Annotated in this window: 14 protein-coding genes; 13 read left to right on the top strand and 1 reads right to left on the bottom strand. The window is 40.2% G+C overall.

Going from position 1 to position 17,529, the window contains the following annotated elements:
- Positions 1-135 precede the first annotated feature (135 nt).
- From cobA to ACYQ2C_RS09590, 8 genes are all read left to right on the top strand, one after another.
- Entirely contained in the window at positions 136-945 is an 810-nt protein-coding gene (gene cobA, locus ACYQ2C_RS09625; RefSeq protein ID WP_460101937.1) for a uroporphyrinogen-III C-methyltransferase, read from the top strand.
- Between the two features lie 249 nt (positions 946-1,194).
- Positions 1,195-1,434 (top strand): hypothetical protein, encoded by a 240-nt coding sequence (locus ACYQ2C_RS09620; RefSeq protein WP_460047948.1) that lies wholly within the window; start codon positions 1,195-1,197, stop codon positions 1,432-1,434.
- A 724-nt stretch (positions 1,435-2,158) separates the two neighbouring features.
- A complete protein-coding gene (locus ACYQ2C_RS09615; protein ID WP_460101935.1) occupies positions 2,159-3,190 on the top strand; it encodes a glycosyltransferase family 2 protein in 1,032 nt (343 codons plus the stop codon).
- Entirely contained in the window at positions 3,183-4,706 is a 1,524-nt protein-coding gene (locus ACYQ2C_RS09610; protein ID WP_460101933.1) for an ArnT family glycosyltransferase, read from the top strand. The genes ACYQ2C_RS09615 and ACYQ2C_RS09610 overlap by 8 nt, the downstream gene beginning before the upstream one ends.
- A gap of 3 nt (positions 4,707-4,709) precedes the next feature.
- Positions 4,710-5,411: a response regulator transcription factor gene (locus ACYQ2C_RS09605; protein ID WP_460047951.1), complete on the top strand. Its 702-nt coding sequence runs from the start codon at positions 4,710-4,712 to the stop codon at positions 5,409-5,411.
- Positions 5,412-5,413: 2 nt separating this feature from the next.
- The gene (locus ACYQ2C_RS09600; RefSeq protein WP_460101930.1) at positions 5,414-6,661 is read left to right on the top strand and encodes a sensor histidine kinase; all 1,248 of its coding nucleotides are present in this window, start codon (positions 5,414-5,416) and stop codon (positions 6,659-6,661) included.
- A 368-nt stretch (positions 6,662-7,029) separates the two neighbouring features.
- Positions 7,030-8,397: a glutathione-disulfide reductase gene (gorA, locus tag ACYQ2C_RS09595; protein WP_460047953.1), complete on the top strand. Its 1,368-nt coding sequence runs from the start codon at positions 7,030-7,032 to the stop codon at positions 8,395-8,397.
- Positions 8,398-8,667: 270 nt separating this feature from the next.
- Entirely contained in the window at positions 8,668-9,567 is a 900-nt protein-coding gene (locus tag ACYQ2C_RS09590) for a sterol desaturase family protein (protein WP_460101927.1), read from the top strand.
- A 90-nt stretch (positions 9,568-9,657) separates the two neighbouring features.
- Here ACYQ2C_RS09590 and ACYQ2C_RS09585 read toward each other — a convergent pair whose 3' ends face one another.
- Entirely contained in the window at positions 9,658-10,734 is a 1,077-nt protein-coding gene (locus tag ACYQ2C_RS09585) for a hypothetical protein (protein ID WP_460101925.1), read from the bottom strand.
- Between the two features lie 122 nt (positions 10,735-10,856).
- Between ACYQ2C_RS09585 and ACYQ2C_RS09580 the strand changes: the two genes are divergently transcribed.
- The 5 genes from ACYQ2C_RS09580 (at position 10,857) to ACYQ2C_RS09560 (ending at position 17,200) form a co-directional block, all read left to right on the top strand.
- On the top strand, positions 10,857-13,964 hold the full coding sequence (locus tag ACYQ2C_RS09580; RefSeq protein ID WP_460101923.1) for a choice-of-anchor I family protein: 3,108 nt from the start codon (positions 10,857-10,859) through the stop codon (positions 13,962-13,964).
- Positions 13,964-14,590 carry an MBL fold metallo-hydrolase gene (locus ACYQ2C_RS09575; RefSeq protein WP_460102092.1) on the top strand — a complete coding sequence of 209 codons (627 nt, stop codon included), beginning with the start codon at positions 13,964-13,966 and terminating at the stop codon, positions 14,588-14,590. The genes ACYQ2C_RS09580 and ACYQ2C_RS09575 overlap by 1 nt, the downstream gene beginning before the upstream one ends.
- A gap of 159 nt (positions 14,591-14,749) precedes the next feature.
- On the top strand, positions 14,750-14,875 hold the full coding sequence (locus ACYQ2C_RS09570; protein WP_460101921.1) for a hypothetical protein: 126 nt from the start codon (positions 14,750-14,752) through the stop codon (positions 14,873-14,875).
- A gap of 351 nt (positions 14,876-15,226) precedes the next feature.
- Complete coding sequence (locus ACYQ2C_RS09565; RefSeq protein WP_460101919.1) at positions 15,227-16,264, top strand: hypothetical protein; 1,038 nt, start codon at positions 15,227-15,229, stop codon at positions 16,262-16,264.
- 21 nt (positions 16,265-16,285) lie between these two features.
- Positions 16,286-17,200 (top strand): hypothetical protein, encoded by a 915-nt coding sequence (locus ACYQ2C_RS09560; protein WP_460115672.1) that lies wholly within the window; start codon positions 16,286-16,288, stop codon positions 17,198-17,200.
- Positions 17,201-17,529 lie beyond the last annotated feature (329 nt).

Raw genomic sequence — 17,529 nt, 5'->3', positions numbered from 1 at the left:
GTGTTGCCGATGTAACAATATTAAGCGATTGAAATTGTGAAAAATTAAAAATCGTAATTTCAATTTTTTGCCCTCTGATTAAATTCTGGAAGAGTTGATCAGAGGTTCTTACCGTTGGCTTGTCGGTATTCATTAATGCCAATGCTTAACGTATCTAAGATTAAAATTCGAGACCTTCGTTTGAACGATCTACTGAATCATCCGCTGAATAAATCCACCCAAGTATTTTTAGTGGGCGCTGGTCCCGGTGATCCTGAATTACTCACATTAAAAACTTACAAAGTAATTCGTGCCGCGGAAGTTGTTCTTTATGATCGTCTCGTTTCACCAGAAATTCTCGCGCTAATTCCAGATAAGGCCGAAAAAGTTTATGTTGGTAAGGCTCGCGCCAATCATGCTGTGGCCCAAGACACCATAAGCCAACTACTCGTTGATTACGCAAACGCGGGTAAAATCACGGTACGTTTAAAGGGCGGTGATCCATTTATTTTTGGCCGTGGTGGTGAAGAATTAGAATTATTAGCCAAGAATAATATTCAGTTTGAGGTGGTTCCGGGAATTACCGCGGCATCCGGTTGTGCCGCCTATTCTGGTATTCCGCTGACACATCGCGATTATTCCCAGTCGGTACGATTTATTACCGGACATTTAAAAAGTGGCCAAGTTAACCTGAATTGGAAAGAATTAGCACTTGATCAGCAAACCTTGGTTTTTTACATGGGTTTGGTTGGTTTGGATGAAATTTCAAATCAGCTGATTAAATTTGGCCGCAATGCAAGTACGCCCATAGCCATTGTTGAAAAGGGCACAACACCGGATCAAAAAGTTCATATTTCAACCTTGGGTGAAGTTAATAATCTACTTGCGTCTACAGATATTCACCCTCCAACGTTAATTATTATTGGCGAAGTTGTTTGTCTGCACGATAAGCTCGCTTGGAAATAATATTTATACTTCTGAACTTTTAGGTAACTTGTCTAATCAGTTGGCCAGATTTTATTTCTCTAATATTAATAAATTCTTATATTTGCTCGGTGTCGGTATTTATTTCTTTACTATGAGAGCATAAATTTTAAGTTTTTGTGATCAGAATATTCCTTACCTGTAATGATCTGATATTCCAAGATCTGTTCTTATTTTGGTAGAATTTCTCAATCAGTTTAAATCTGTCAAAATTTTGAATGAGATAGTGATATGGAAATCCGCAGACAAGCTCCCTCGGTTCGTGAAATCATCCGCATAGATGAGACTGGAAAAATTCGTCCGGTCGATACCAAATCTTCCGAACTTATTTCTGTACATTTATCTGAAGAGCGTGTTCGTTTAGAGCGCCGAAGCGGTAGAGACCGCCGGAAAGATCAGGGTGATAGCGTCTTCTGTACTCGAAGTGGTTCCGATCGCCGACGCAGCGGGCGAGTGCAGATCAGTGTTTAATACGTCCAGTTATTTATTAATAGCGTCTAATATTAGTGACGACTATACTTCACCTATCTAATCTAAAAGACAGCGATTAATTCAAGGTATCAGCAAGGCAAGAATGTGCAAAATAAAAAATGCGTGCACATTTCAAAAAATGTAAGTAATTAAAATTGTGATAAAGTTGAAGAGCGCATTTTTGATTTCTGATTAACTCACAGATCAGTCAACCAGAGCCGGAGGTTGCTATAGTTAATTTTATTAATTAACTAGAATAATTGTTTCGTGATTAATCGTTCTTGCTGCTAAATTATTACAATAATAAATCTCTCAATATTGTGTTGAAGGATTTTCTTCATAAAGCTCTTTCATAAGAGTTCCTTCATACGAGCTCCTTCATAAGAATTTCTCGTGAAATCAAAATTGATCGTCAATTTTTGTTTCGACAGTTAAAATGATTGAAGTTATTAAATAATTTATCAACGTTTTTTCAGTCTTTGACTACCGTCTAAATTGGTACTGTTCATTCTTTATCCCCATTATCGACAACTTAAAATTAAATTAGTGCCACTGCTCCGGTTTAAATTCGAGTGCATTAATTTCGATATTTGAGGTTTTCTTGAGGTTCGTAAGACCCTAGTTTGAGGTTCTTTTTTTTACACTGTTCATCATGGTTTCGTATGGCTGTTCCGCTTGACTGCGGATCTGTTGTTTTTAGAGCTTTATGTGTAATGGATACCGTATGAATAGTTTCTTCGCTCCTCATTTACCCAGTTCGAATCGAAAAAAATCGCAATTAATATCAATCATTATTCCCTTTTATAACGAATCTCCTGTTTTGGAACTGTGTCTTTCTCGCCTCGTTAATGTATTAGAAACAACTCAATATCAATACGAGTTAATTTTTGTCGATGACGGAAGCGAAGACGGCGGTGCGCATTTTTTAGAGCGAAAAGCCCGATACATTCCTCAGTTAAAAATTCTGCGTTTAAGTCGAAATTTCGGTAAAGAAGCGGCAATGACGGCAGGTCTGGATCATGTTAAAGGCGATGCCACAATTATTATTGATGCCGATTTACAAGACCCGCCAGAAAAAATTCCAGAAATGTTGGCTGTGTGGGAGAAGGGTGCCAATGTTGTATTAATGAAAAGGCGTACAAGAGACGGCGAAACCTGGTTAAAAAAATTAACTTCCTCTTTGTATTATCGATTTTTAAATAAATTAAGTCATTGCACCATACCAGAAGATGTTGGTGACTTTCGGTTATTGGATCAAAAAGCTGTTGAAGCGCTTAAAACTTTACCTGAGCGTAATCGCTACATGAAAGGGCTCTATGCTTGGATCGGATTAAAAACAGAAATACTGCTTTATGATCGCGATCCTCGTGCGCAAGGTGTTACCAAGTGGGATTATTTGAAATTATTTCGTTTAGCCATTGAAGGCATAACGTCTTTTTCAACATCACCTCTACATTGGGCCTCATTTATTGGTTTTTCTGCTGCGTTGCTGGGCGCGGTTTACGGTGTATGGATCGTTTTAAAAGCCTTGATGTTAGGTGATTCTGTTCAGGGCTTTCCTTCTATTATTGCGGTGATTACTTTTCTTGGTGGCATCCAACTGTTAACCATAGGAATATTGGGCGAATATGTGGGTAAGACTTATATTGAAAGTAAACAACGTCCCAATTATTTAATTCAAAAAATAACGGCGGGTGAAGACTACATTCAATCCGGTGTGCAATTTACATCGATGAAGGTAGCGCAGAATGACTAAATCTACTCACTATATTTTTGCTCTTCTAGGTCTTGCGCTACTTTCTCGTCTTTTAGCCATTTATTCTCTGCCGTTAATAGAAACTACCGAACCTCGCTACGCCGAAATAGCCAGAATAATGGCAGAAACCGGTGATTGGATCACGCCATGGTTTAATTACGACGTGCCTTTTTGGGGAAAACCGCCGTTGTCGTTTTGGTGTCAGGCGCTTTCGATAAATCTTTTTGGTGAAAATGAATTTGCCGTGAGATTTCCCTCCTTATTAGTTACGTTAATTGTGCTGGTACTGATTTATCGTGTTAGTAAGCGATTAAGCAATCAACAAACCGGTTTATGGAGTGTGTTGATTTACGGTACCTGTGCCTTAAGTTACGTCTTGGCGGGCGCTGTTTTAACCGATCCGTTTTTAACTTTGGCAACCACGCTGGCATTGGCGTCGGTTATTGAAGTTTCTTCACGCAATAAATCAATATCGCAAACACTGTGGAGTTATGGCTTATTCTTAGCTATTGTTATTGGATTACTTGCCAAGGGTCCAATCGCAGTAATACTGCTGGGTGCACCTATTTTTGTGTGGTTAGTGTTTGATTTTAAAAACAGAATAAAGCTCTTTCCTTGGCTGAGCGGAACGCTGTTAACACTGGTGCTGACACTGCCGTGGTATATTGCCGCTGAGCTAAAAACTCCAGGATTTATTCAATATTTTATTGTTGGTGAGCACTTTTTACGGTTTTTAGACCCAGGTTGGGGTGGCGATTTGTACGGTAGTGCTCATCGTTATCCTCATGGAACCATTTGGTTTTTCGCCGTATGGGCGAGTTTTCCTTGGGGTTTGGTGGCTATGATTCTGCTAGTCGCCAACCTAAAAAAAGAAGGTTTAACGTCGTTAAAATTATCTTTCAATGATAACAACGGCGGTTTATTGATAATGTGGATGTTATGGCCCTTGGTCTTTTTTACCATGGCCGGAAATATCCTCTGGACCTACGTACAACCCGCATTGCCTGCGTTTGCCATTCTTCTTGCGTTATCTATTACTAAGTGGATTGAGGTAAACAAAAAATATACACAGTGGGGATTCGTATTTGCTAGTTTATTACCCATAGTGGGTGTTGCGGCCACAATCATCTCTCAGGATAATGATTGGGTGAATCGGCAAAAAACGGAGAAAAATCTGATAAGTTATGTCTCAGCCATGCAAGAGAGCAATGATAGCGACGCTGTTTTGTATTATGTTGGGGAGCTGCCGTTTTCTGCGCGTTTTTATACGGCAGGAAAGGTCAAGTCAATTAACGAGAATCAGATTGATGCTTTATTTTATCAAACACAAGACCAAAATGTATTTTTAGCGGCGCCTAAAAAATGGGTAAAACGAGAGAAGCTAACCGAAAGATGGCAATTGTCACCCATTTTTACCGATAGAAGATATTCTTTGTTCGATCTATCGCAAAGCTCGCGGCTAGCAATTAATGTTTCTGCGAACAGTAATAAAAATGATCTGTATAACGGTGAATAAGATTTGAGTCAGAAAAGCCACAATATTCGACTATTAATTGTTGAAGACAATATCGCCCTTGCAGAAAATTTATATGAATTTTTTGGCAATAAGAATTACACGCTCGATTTTGCACGAGATGGTTTGACAGGTTTGCATTTGGCGGTAACTCATCAGTACGATGTCATTGTTTTGGATGTTATGTTGCCCGGAATCGACGGATTTGAAATTTGTCGCCGTTTAAGAAATGATTTAAACAGCCAAACCCCGATTATTTTTTTAACCGCAAAAGATGCCATTGAAGATAAAGAAATTGGTTTTGAAAGTGGGGTTGATGATTATTTAACAAAACCCTTTAATATGCGCGAATTAGATTTAAGGCTACAAGCCTTAACGCGCCGTAAATTTGCAGATAATAACAACTTAACAGCAGGTGATGTTACGTTTGACCCAGGTACCTTAAGAGTCAGCTGTGCCGATGGTCGATCTGTGGTATTAACCGGTATTGGTGCTAATTTATTTGAGATATTAATTAGAGCTTATCCAAACTATGTATCTCATCAGACAATTATCGAGACTATATGGGGCGATGATTTTGTCGATCCTCACACCTTACGCAGTCACGTATCGGCATTACGAAAAGTATTAAAGGTCAGTATTGGCACGAGCCTTGTGCAATCAATGCATGGAAAAGGCTATTTATTAAATCCAGAATTAGAAAGCTAACGATGAACGGATCGCTTGGAAAGCGAATTTTTCGCACCTTCTTTATTAATAGTTTGATCTCATTATTTACCGTTGTGGTATTTACGTGGTTTGTCTTTGAAGACATGGAAGATCAGATTGTGCAAGGCGATTCGCAAGAATTGTTGGAGATTTTTGAAAATGGCGACTTTTTGCAAAAAAATCGTTTTTGGCAAACAGAATCTTTAACGGCTTTTTACCAAGACCGATACGATCCTTTATCGGTACCGGTATTGTTTCAAGATTTGCCCATTCCTTTTAATGGCGAAAAAGACTGGGAAGGTAAGGTTTATAATATCAATGTATACCTTGTAAAAGATGGAATTTATTATATTGCCAAAGACGTAAGCTACTATGAGCAGCGTGAGTTTTTATTTTTAATTATGCTGTGCGTTTTGTGTGGTTTTGCGTTGGTTCTGAATTTCATTTTGGCGGTCCTAGCGAATCGTCGATTGGTCGATCCATTGCGTAAGCTCACCTTACAAATTCGCCGCTCCATGCCTGAAGATAGTTTGGTGCCCATCGATACCGACTTCTCAGACGATGAACTTCAAGAAATCGCCCACGCATTTAACTGGTTTATTTTAGAAATTGCGTCGTTAATTTCCAGAGAAAGAACCATGATCAGCATGGCCGGCCACGAGCTTAAAACCCCCATTGCCGTGATTTCTGGCGCGCTACAGGTAATAGAACAACGCGACGATTTGGGCTCGGCCGATAAAAAAACCTTTAATCGCATACGCCAAGCCACAGGAGAAATGCAAGAAAATGTTGAGACTCTGCTGACGTTATCGCGCAGAACCAGAGCGTCTACGCCGGCGACAACGGTCATTTTAGACGCCTTTATCGAAGGTATAATCGACGAAATAGGCTATGTTAATGCCGAGGATGGTCGTCGAATCAACACGCAATTTCGGGTCAATCAGTTCTCGTTTGCTACCGACGCCGTCTTGGCAAAACTGCTAATCCGCAACTTATTACGCAATGCTTTAAGCCATACCGAGGGTGAAATTTTGGTCGTGGTCACTAAATCTTATCTAGAAATATTGGATCAGGGCCCCGGCATGCCAGCCGAATTGGCCAAGTGGATCGAGTCTCAATCCGAAGCATTACCCAAAACCGATGGCTTGGGCTTTTATCTGGTCACGCTTGCCTGTGAGCAGCTCTCTTGGAAACTAAGTTCTACGCAGTTATCCGGTTGGAGCCACGGCTTCAGACTGACCTTTCCTTAAGTTCTCTTTTGTAAGCCCAGGCGCTGCTTGGGTTTATTCTTTTCTTTGGATGTACGTCAATTTCTGGTAATTCCTATCTTGCAGACTAATCTACCATTTGGTAGTTTCGGCTTTTCTTAAATACTTGTTGCATGAACTGGGTTAATCACCTTCAAATCCTGTCCAAATTGAATCTATTATGACAATGGAAATATATTTTTTGTCTCAGTCAGTTTCCCGTGTTCAACTGAGTCGTTAAGCAGCGTTTAAAGATGGAAAATATTTGGAATGATATTTCTGGCTGTTGTCATAGACCTTACTCGGCAGTAACGTGGGCCGGTAAATGTCTTTTATTCTGATTTTGATTTAATTTTGTTCAGGAGAAACCTATGAGCACCTATGATTTTGATCTTTTTGTAATCGGCGCAGGCTCCGGTGGTGTGCGTGCCGGTAGAATGGCCGCAGCCAAGGGGGTTAAGGTCGCGGTTGCTGAAGATATGTTTCTGGGTGGCACCTGCGTTAACGTAGGTTGTGTTCCTAAAAAATTGTTCGTTTACGGCTCACACTTCAGTGAAGACTTTCACGTTGGCAATTCTTTTGGTTGGAGCGTTGAAAATCCCACCTTTGATTGGCCAACTCTTCGCGACAATAAAACCAAAGAAATCCTGCGTCTAAACGGCATTTATAAAACCATGCTAGAGAAAGCGGGCGTTGAGCTTGTCAACGGTCGTGCAACCATCGTAGACCCACACACGGTGGCTGTGGGTGATCAACAATACACGGCAGAGCGAATTTTAGTCGCCGTAGGTGGTTGGCCGTTTGTCCCAGAATTTCCGGGTTCTGAATTAGCCATCAGCTCTAACGAAGCCTTTTATTTAGAAGAATTTCCTAAACGCGTCATTGTTGTGGGCGGTGGTTATATCGCCATTGAATTTGCCGGAATATTCAACGGTTTAGGTGCAAAAACAGATCTTGTCTATCGCGGCCCATTATTTTTACGCGGTTTTGATAGCGAAGTTCGCGAGTTCTTAGCCGAACAAGTAAAAGTTAAGGGTATGAACTTACGCTTTAACTCCGATATCGCCAAACTCGAAAAACAAGATAACGGTGAGCTGTTGGTTACCTTTGCCGACGGTTCAACCACTACCACCGATTTGGTGATGTACGCCACTGGTAGAAAACCCAAGACTGCTAATTTAGGCCTTGAAAACACTCAAATTCAATTGGCTGATAACGGCGCAATCATTGTTAATGACGATTTCCAAACCCACGAACCGTCAATTTATGCGTTAGGTGATGTGATTGACCGTGTTGCATTAACACCGGTTGCGTTGGGTGAGGCCATGGTGTTGGTGGATGCCTTGTACGGTAACGGCAAGCGTCAAATCAGTTACGACGATATTCCAACCGCTGTGTTCTCTCAGCCAAACGTTGGTACCGTGGGTTTAACCCAAGAACAAGCCGCTGAAAAATACGACGAAATTGCAGTGTACCGTTCTACCTTCAAACCCATGAAGTTATCACTGGGTGAAACCAAAGAACGTATTTTAATGAAATTATTGGTGGATACTAAAACCGATAAAATTGTTGGCGCACACATGGTTGGCCCAGAGGCTGGTGAAATGGTGCAGCTTATTGGCGTTGCCATTAAAGCTGGCGCAACCAAAGCGCATTTTGACAGTACCATTGGTGTTCATCCAACGGCCGCTGAAGAGTGGGTGACTATGCGTGACGTGAGCGAAATTATTAAAAAATAGGGGCATCTCTGATTAACCTATAGATTCCAGCGACACACGGATGTGTCTCCGATTTCACGAAGGGTAAGCGATAGAAATAATAAAGAAATTGCAAATATTATGGTCAATTTCTGCTCTCCAATTAAATTACGGATGAGTTAATCAGAGATGCCTAGATAAGGTTTTGAGTGTTCAAAACCCAGTAGCGATATTCAATACCCAGTAGCGATATTCAAAACCCAGTAACAACGTTCAAAACAGTCACAATGTTAAAAATATTCCGAGGAATTTATGGCTTGGTCCGAATTTATTATGAATCACGAATCGACAATTCGGCTGAGTTTTTTTCTTGGAATATTAACCATTATGGGTTTATGGGAATGGTTTAAACCCGCCCGAAAACCTTCTGTTGCCAAACCTGTACGTTGGTTTAACAATTTAGGAATTGTATTTTTAGATACCTTTTTATTAAGAATATTATTTCCCGCCGCAGCGGTTGGTCTTGCCGCCTTGGCAGATCAACAAAATGCGGGCTTATTAAATCACTTTGAGCTGCCACTGCTTTGGTCTGTGCTCTTAGCGGTTGTTTTGCTGGATTTAGTCATTTATTTACAGCACGTTATGTTCCATGCGGTACCGTTATTGTGGCGCTTGCACCAAGTGCATCACGCCGATCTCGATTACGACGTTACCACCGGTACACGTTTTCACCCTATAGAAATTATTATTTCTATGGGTATTAAAGCTGGTGCAATTTTCTTAATTGGCCCGCCCGTGGTTGCCGTGGTTATTTTTGAAATTGTATTAAACGCTTGTGCTATGTTTAATCATGGCAATGTTCGCTTACCTTTAGGTGTTGATAAAATCATTCGCGCAATATTGGTAACGCCCGATATGCACCGTGTTCACCATTCAACTATTATTAACGAAGCCAACAGTAACTTTGGCTTTAGCCTTTCGGTTTGGGATCGAATTTTTGGTACCTACAAAGCGCAACCCCAATTAGGCCATTTAGATATGGAAATAGGGGTAAGCTATGCTCGCGATGCCAAGCAAGTGGCTTGGTTACCGGGAATGTTATGGATGCCGTTTAAAAAGAATAAAGGTCGTTACGACGTTAGTCATCGTGCTCCGGATAAATCCGCTCCGGCCCAAACCACCGCCACCAAAACCGCAAGTACCGTCGAATAGCGGTTTAATAGATGGATTAACGTTCTGATTAATTATAAGAACCTCTGAATAAATCATCGATGAGTTAATCAAAGGTTTTTATAGTAAACATCACTCAGAACTTTCTAAATCTTCTACATAGGGTTTATAGCGGTAAAGCTGCAAAGCATGAATGATCGGATGATCTTCAATTTTCTTATCGCTTCTTTCTAAACGATGGCTGGGCAAATTATCTTTCGGCCATTTTAATCTGGGTAATCGTGTATCTTGGCACAGCAAAATTGACGATGTTACGATGGTTTTCCGTTTAACGGATGGTTTGTGCTTTTTCTTATCGTGTTCATTTTTATCTTCTAGCGCTTCATTTTGTTGTTCTTCTCGCCACGCAATATTTGCTCTTAATTGTGGTTTTATCGGTTTAATGTAAGCCAAAGGCTTACTAGAGTCCTCTTTATACAATTGGCTTAAAACCGCATCACGGGTGTAGTCGTCTTCTAGCTTTAATGCCATTTTTATAGCGTCGTCTAAGTGAACGCGAGTAATTTCACGGTGCTGCGTCATCCACGTCCAACTTAAAGAATTTAACTGTTTGGGTAATATCTGAATTTTTCGATAACAGGCGATTAAATCTAAGTGCGGTGATAAAAAATCTGCTAAACGCTCACCAATTTTTTCTTTCGATAAATCGTTACTCACCAATACTTGCGAAATTATTCGCCCAACCTTGGTTTTTTTTAATCCCGAAAGGGTTTTCACAACATTAATACTTTCTCTAAACGCATCTTTTGCGGTATTAAAATGGTTTGCGGCTAAAATTGTCTCTGGGTTGACGCAAATAATACCCGCCGGAGTATTGTTAAACTCAAACTCGTTTGTATCTTTGCCATCACCAACAGTTACTGTGTTTTTTTGAGGTAATATTCCAGAATTATTTCTGCATTTTATAATTCGCCCGATAAGATCGGCGTAATTTTGGTTTTCTAAACTTGTTAAAAACTGGGCAATTAAAGGCTTTTCTTGCGCATGAATATTTTCACCGGTAATGGGTAGCCAATGGGGTAGGGTTTTATTGGCGTCACTTAAAAAAATCGATAAAAACGCCGATTTAGCCGATTTTAATTGTTCATAATGTTCGGCAACTTGGTGCAGCGCGTCGATTAAATTAACAGAATCTGTCGGTGTGGTCATATTTGTATTCAGTTGTCACTAATATTACGCATAATTGTAACAATTATGTCACCGCTGAGTCATATCCCGTGATCATTATGTAGCCCGAACTTGGTGTATAAAATGATTCGGTAGGATTCAAAATGACCTTTAGCAAAAAATTTTTAGCCTTTACCGTTGCAACAGCAACCCTAACACTCGCCGCCTGTGATGGCGACGACGGTAATAATGGTGACAACGGGCGAAACAGCCTGATAAGTCAAACACAATTATTACCCGGCGATGTTAATTGCAGTTTTGGCGGTGTGCAAATTGACAGTGGCTTAGATGCTAACGCGAATGGCGAATTAGACGACTCAGAAATCACCGACACTTCTTTTGTGTGTAACCCAGCCGATAGCGAAGAAACCACGACTTTATTGGCAAGCTTACGCGCACCCGGCGCCACATTAGTGGATATTCCACAAGGCGCTTTAGGTACTGCTATGTTTTCTTCGGCCAGAGTTGCCGATGTAGCAGCTTTAGAATTAACTACGGGTTTTGGTAGCGGTGCATTCCATATGCGTGGCGAATCTGCGGCGGTGTTTTACACCATTACCGATCGCGGCCCAAACATTGGCTGTGACGACGCCGAAGACATTTTAGGCATTGCAGAATTTTGTGGAATTGATAACGACAGCGACAAGATTTTCCCGCAACCCAATTACACGCCTAAAATCACCCAGTGGCGTTTAGTCAACGGTGAAAGTGGCGTTAGTGCCGAAATCATTCACGAAATTGAATTACGCGATCAAGACGGCAATGTAATTTCGGGTATCACCAATAATTTACAAGCCGCCACAACCGAATTAAGTTTTGACAACGATGCTAATCAAATTACCTTCGACAATAACGGTCTTGATCCAGAATCATTAATAAAATTATCGGATGGCACTTTTTGGATTTCTGACGAGTACGGGCCATCATTGGTTCACGTTGCCAGCGACGGAACCATTCTAGAACGCGTTGTGCCACAAAGCGTTGCCGCCGATTTGGCCAGTGCAAATTATCCTGTTACTGGCGGATTACCCGATGTGTATCGCTTTCGTCAATTAAATCGTGGTATCGAATCCATTGCTGTATCGCCCAACGAAGACTTTTTGTATTTTATTATGCAAAGCCCGTTGGCAAATACCACGGCAGATATTTATCGTAACTCTCGCCACGTACGTTTAATGAAATACGCATTAAACGGCGATGGCACCTTGGGTGCCGCTGTAGGTGAATACGTTTACGTGCTCGATCGCCCACAAACGTTTGGTAACGCGCAGTTAGGTGGCGACATCACCAATAATTTTACCGCGGTGCGTATTTCTGAAATGACCGCGCTAGATACCGATCAATTATTGGTTCTAGAACGCGGCACTGCCACAACCAAACTGTACGAAATTAATCTTGCGACCGCCGAAAATATTTTAGGCACCGATTTAAGCAGTGCAACGGTTACCGCTAATGAGTCTGCTGATCCGCGTGTGTTAGAAAACGTTTTTGATTTGGTAAGCTTTAACGCAACACCGGTAGCAAAAGCCTTAGCGTTTAACACCTTAACGGACCTACCAGAAAACCTAACCGCACCTACAAAATTAGAAGGCATCGCATTGCTGGATGAAGATACCATTTTATTAATTAACGATAACGATTTTGGTATTACCGGCGAACAAACTCAATTGCTGGTTATGTCGCGCGATGCCATGAATGCCGATTCTGTGGTTTCGCAAACCGTGCGCATGGAAGCCATCGCAACCTTTACGACCGTAGAAGCCGACCCAGACGGCGCCGCAGAAATTGTTACCTTTGACTCTGCTGGTGAGCGAGTTTTTGTGGTTAATGCCGTAGCGCAAAGTGTTGATGTCTTAGATGCTTCTGGCCTTAATAACGGCGAATTAACGCTTATTGAAACCCTCGATTTGGTTGGCGACCTAGCACCAGCTGCTATAGGCAATGCCAACAGTGTGTCTGTGTTTGGTAATTTATTGGCCGTAGCCATTGAGGCCGACAACACTCAAGACTCAGGTTTTATTGCTTTTTACGATGTTTCCGGTGAGTCGGTAAGCTTTATAAACGCGGTGCAAGTGGGCGCATTACCCGACATGGTGACCTTTACACCCGACGGCAGCAAAGTACTCTCTGCCGGTGAAGGTGAACCTAGCGACGATTACAGCAACGATCCCATCGGCACCGTTGCCATTATTAATATCACCAACGGCGTACCTGCAACTTCGGCGACGTTGCTAGATTTCACCGCATTTAATGAAGGCGGCGCACGCAGAGCAGAATTCGACGAAAATATTCGCATCTTTGGCCCGAATGCCTCGGTAGCACAAGATCTAGAACCCGAGTACATCGCCGTAGCCAGTGATTCGCAAACTGCCTATGTTGGTTTACAAGAAAACAACGCCATTGCCGTTATTGATCTTGCTGACAACAGCATTGCCAGCATTCATTCGCTAGGCACCAAAGATTTCTCTATTCGCGGAAATCAATTAGACGCTAGCGATCGCGACGATGCCGTTAATTTCCAAAACTACAATATTGTTGGTATTTATCAGCCAGACGCCATTGCTGCGTATTCCTCAAACGGTTTTGATTTTGTCGTTACCGCCAACGAAGGTGATGCGCGCGATTACGATACTTTCTCAGAAGAAATTCGTGTTGAAGATCTAGTGGACGGCCAAGACCTAGAGCTAGATCCAAATCATCCCGAATTTGAAAATGCGGGCGACCGAGCATTACTTGGCCGACTAGAAATCACCAACCAAGATGGCGACGACGACGGTGACGGCGATATCGATACCATTCATACCTTTGGCGCGCGTTCATTCTCAATTTGGAACCCAGAGCTAGGCATTGTATTCGATAGCGGCGACGACCTAGGCAAACTAGCCGCCGGTAGAAACGGCTTAGGCTTTAATAACAATGACAGCCGAAGCGACTCCAAAGGTGCCGAACCAGAAGCCGTAGACATTGGTGTAATTAACGGCAGAACCTACGCATTTATCGGCGCAGAGCGCTCTAGCGATATTTATCTATACGACATTACCAGCGCATTTGCCCCGCAATTTATTCAGTTGATTAACAACCCCGGTGACGAACGCCCAGAAGGCATGGAATTTGTTCCCGCCGACAGAAGCCCAACCGGAGAAGCTCTACTCGTGGTTGGTCACGAACTTAGCGGCACAACAACCGTCTACGAAATTACCGTACGTAATTAATTAACAATAATTATAAAGTTTTAAAAACTAAACCCAGCCATGCTGGGTTTTTTTATGTTTACCCGAATGCAGTAACTGATCATATATCCGGTGACGAGCAATTTGCTTCCGACTCACGTTTTCACGTAATTACCCCAAACAACGAAGAATTCAAAAACTACTTTAATTTATCGAACTGGCCTAACGACACCTCAACCTTCAATTTAGGCAATCGCGAACTCACAATAATACCAACACCCGGTCACCATAAAGAATCCATCGCCATTTACGATAAAAGTACCCAATGGCTTTTAACCGGCGATACACTCTATCCCGGAAAAATATACATAAAAGATTGGCAAGCATACAGCAACAGCATTCAACGGTTAGCCAACTTCACCCAACAAAACCCTACATCGTTACTTTTGGGCTCGCACATAGAAATATCTAAAAACGGTAAAATATATAAACTGGGCAACCACCATCAACCCAACGAAGCCAGCCTAGTATTAACCACTGAAGACCTAAAAAAATTAAATAAAAAACTCAAACAAACAAACGGCAAACCTAAAAAACTTGAACTCGAAAAATTTACCGTGGCCCCAATAAGTGTCTTGCAAAGATTGCTAAGTAACATTCTAAGCTAAATTTTTAAAAGCACCGATCAACTCAAATTATAGGAAACTCTGATTAACCTAGAGTTTCTAGCGACACAAGGATGTGTCGCCAATTTCAAGAACGGCAAGTGATTGAAATTGTGAAGAAATTGGAAATCGCATTTTCAATTTCTGTCCTCTGATTAAATCATGGATAAGTTAATCAGAGGTACCTATACTGCTGCACAAGGAAGTGCTGCTGATATAAATAAAAGCCGTTTATTTTTGCGTAAAAAGCTTTTTATTAAACGACTTATTTTGCATCTAGATGCGTAAAATCTATTTTTAGGATTTTAAAAGATAATAAACAAAAAATACTCTCTTCCTAAAAATCAAAGCCCCTTCAAAGACAAAAAATCACCATATAAATAAAGCTAAGAGTCCGAAGATTCTTGCGGTTAAAACTTCAGTTCAAAGCTTGCTGTTTAAGGCGTGTTTGCTAACAACCAAAATAATAAAAATGAATTTTATGCCAAACTAACTAAAATATTGACGGAATAAGGCTTTCAAGATAGCTTCCAAATCTTTCATCTGGAATATACGTCGAAGAAGCAGTATGTTTGTGGATATAAGTTACAGAAGTCCTTATTAATTTGTTATAACGGTTACTGCTCGGAGGAGATATTCTTGAAGGACGGCTGTCTAAAAAATGAGCAGAGATCAAAATGGGAATATAAAGAAGGTGATTTATCGCTTGATGATTCTAAGATCTCGAAAATTCTAGGCCGAGAAGATGACTTTATTGTCTTTATCAGTGATGACAACTGTATAGTATGGGAACACCGAGAAATACCTGAATGGGCGTATGTTGGAATTGATGAATACGAAAAAATAAATAGTAAGATACCAACATTTTTGGGCCAGATTCATAAAGAAGAAATCAAGGCGTTGATGGCTGCTTGTCTTCTATCCGTATTTCGCTCGAAAAAACATGATGAAATAGATATTAAAAACTGCTTTGATTCAGCGTGGTCTTTTATAAAAGAAATTGACAAAAGAAAAATAATCCATGCTGGTACTGACTACTATCTATATGAAAATAATGAAAGGCTGCTTTCAATTTGTAGCAAACAAAAAAATATAAATCTAGATAAAGCGTATCTAGAAGCTTTGTACCTATCCCAGCAAGCCAAGTATTCCCTAAAATTTGAGCAGTTAAGTTGTGCTAATGATCTGATTAGTAGGGACTTAGCTCGGTTTGATGCATCTGAAAGCGACATATCATTTAACAAAAGTCGATCCTATATAGAAAAACAAATTCAAGAGAGTGCGAGAGTTAGATATTTAATAATATCGATGGCAAGCGCCCTCGTAATATGTATTATTACTATCCTTGCTTATTACAACATATCAAACATTAGCGAAATGGTAAGGCAAATGTTGCTTTGTTCCATAGCAGGCATCACCGGGGCAGTGGTTTCTATTTTGCAGCGTAACGAGGAAATCAGGCCTGAACCATTCTCATCGAATTTATTATTTGTTTTTCAAGGAATCACAAGAATTTTATTGGGTGTAATATTCGGTTCAATGGTCGCAATATGTGCTAAAGCCAATATTGCTTTAGGTTTGGCTAGCGATAACATTTATGCAATTTTCGTAATAGCTTTTTTAGCAGGTATAAATGAGAGATTTATACCTGATTTGATTAGAAAAAACATAAACTAGTCGTGATAGTGTAACAAGAGCATGTCGTCGGTCTGGTTTTTCGCTGCGCCAGCCGTAAATACCGGTGTTAGATTCGGAGAGCTGGGATATTTTAATATGATTACTGGAAAAGACGTAGCCGAAGCAGTTTTCTCGGATTTAGAATCCTGTTTTTATTACTCTGCTAAGTTTAGAGTTAATTATGAATATAGCGACGCCGCCAGACAGCATGCATCTTTTATTGGGTCAGGAAAGAACTCTAAAATTAGAATGTCTGGGGAGTTTCGTGATTTTACAGTCAATAATATTTCAGATGTTTTTTTTATTGCCATAATAGTGTGTCATGAGTGTGCACATTATTTGAATAAACATAATGATTACAAAGATACAGAAAGTATGGACTTTACTGCGATTGAAGCGTGGGCAGACTATTTTGGAGGTAGAATTTTCGGAGTTATAATAACATTTGGAAAAAAGACTCAATCAATTATTAAAAAATTTCAATCGAAACTCACCCAAGAGGCTCTGTTTGATTTAATAGGTTTGGCGATAAAGGATATTTACGAAAAAATTTATAATGGAAACACTGATAAACGTTACTGCAGTCCCGAGGACAGGTTTTTTGTTTTTAATGCTGGATTTATGTCATTTTTTTATCAAATTCACAACGAATTAAAGCCAGATTTTATTTTAAGGTTATTTCCTAGAATACTCAGAAATTTTTTCCTGCTAAAGAAAACGAGTGCAATAGAAATTAATCAGGCGGAACATGATGAAATAACTAAAAAAATTAGTGAAATACATAAAAATATTCAACAGAATAGAGTGTCGATCATGCTGGGAGTAAAAGATAAGTATTTATCCTTGCTGAGTACTAATTATATTCTATCTGACACGTATAGAGAGAAAAAGAAAACTAAACTAACAGAACAGGCAGAACGTTTGGGTGTAAAATAGACTGAGATCATTTACATATATAGACAAATAAAATGGCTTGGTCCTAAAAGCTTTATGGTTTCAGTTTAGTATTTCTTTGGTATAAGCCGACATCACTGTACTCTCGGTTATTACGGAGTTAATATTTAAGCGTTATCATGAATTACTTCGCATATGGATTAAACATGCATTTTATTTTCTTAAGAGAAATAGTACTTAATGCAGAAGCTACGGATAGCTTTAAATTTAATGTTGATGATTTTTTGGTTAAAATATAGGAACCTCTGATTAACCTAAAAATATTTAGATTATTATTTGAGAATACCGTTTATCAATGAATAATCTAATAT

The sequence above is a fragment of the Sessilibacter sp. MAH3 genome (assembly GCF_054658275.1).
Note: the sequence above shows the minus strand (reverse complement) of the source record. Positions and strands in the feature narration are given on the sequence as shown.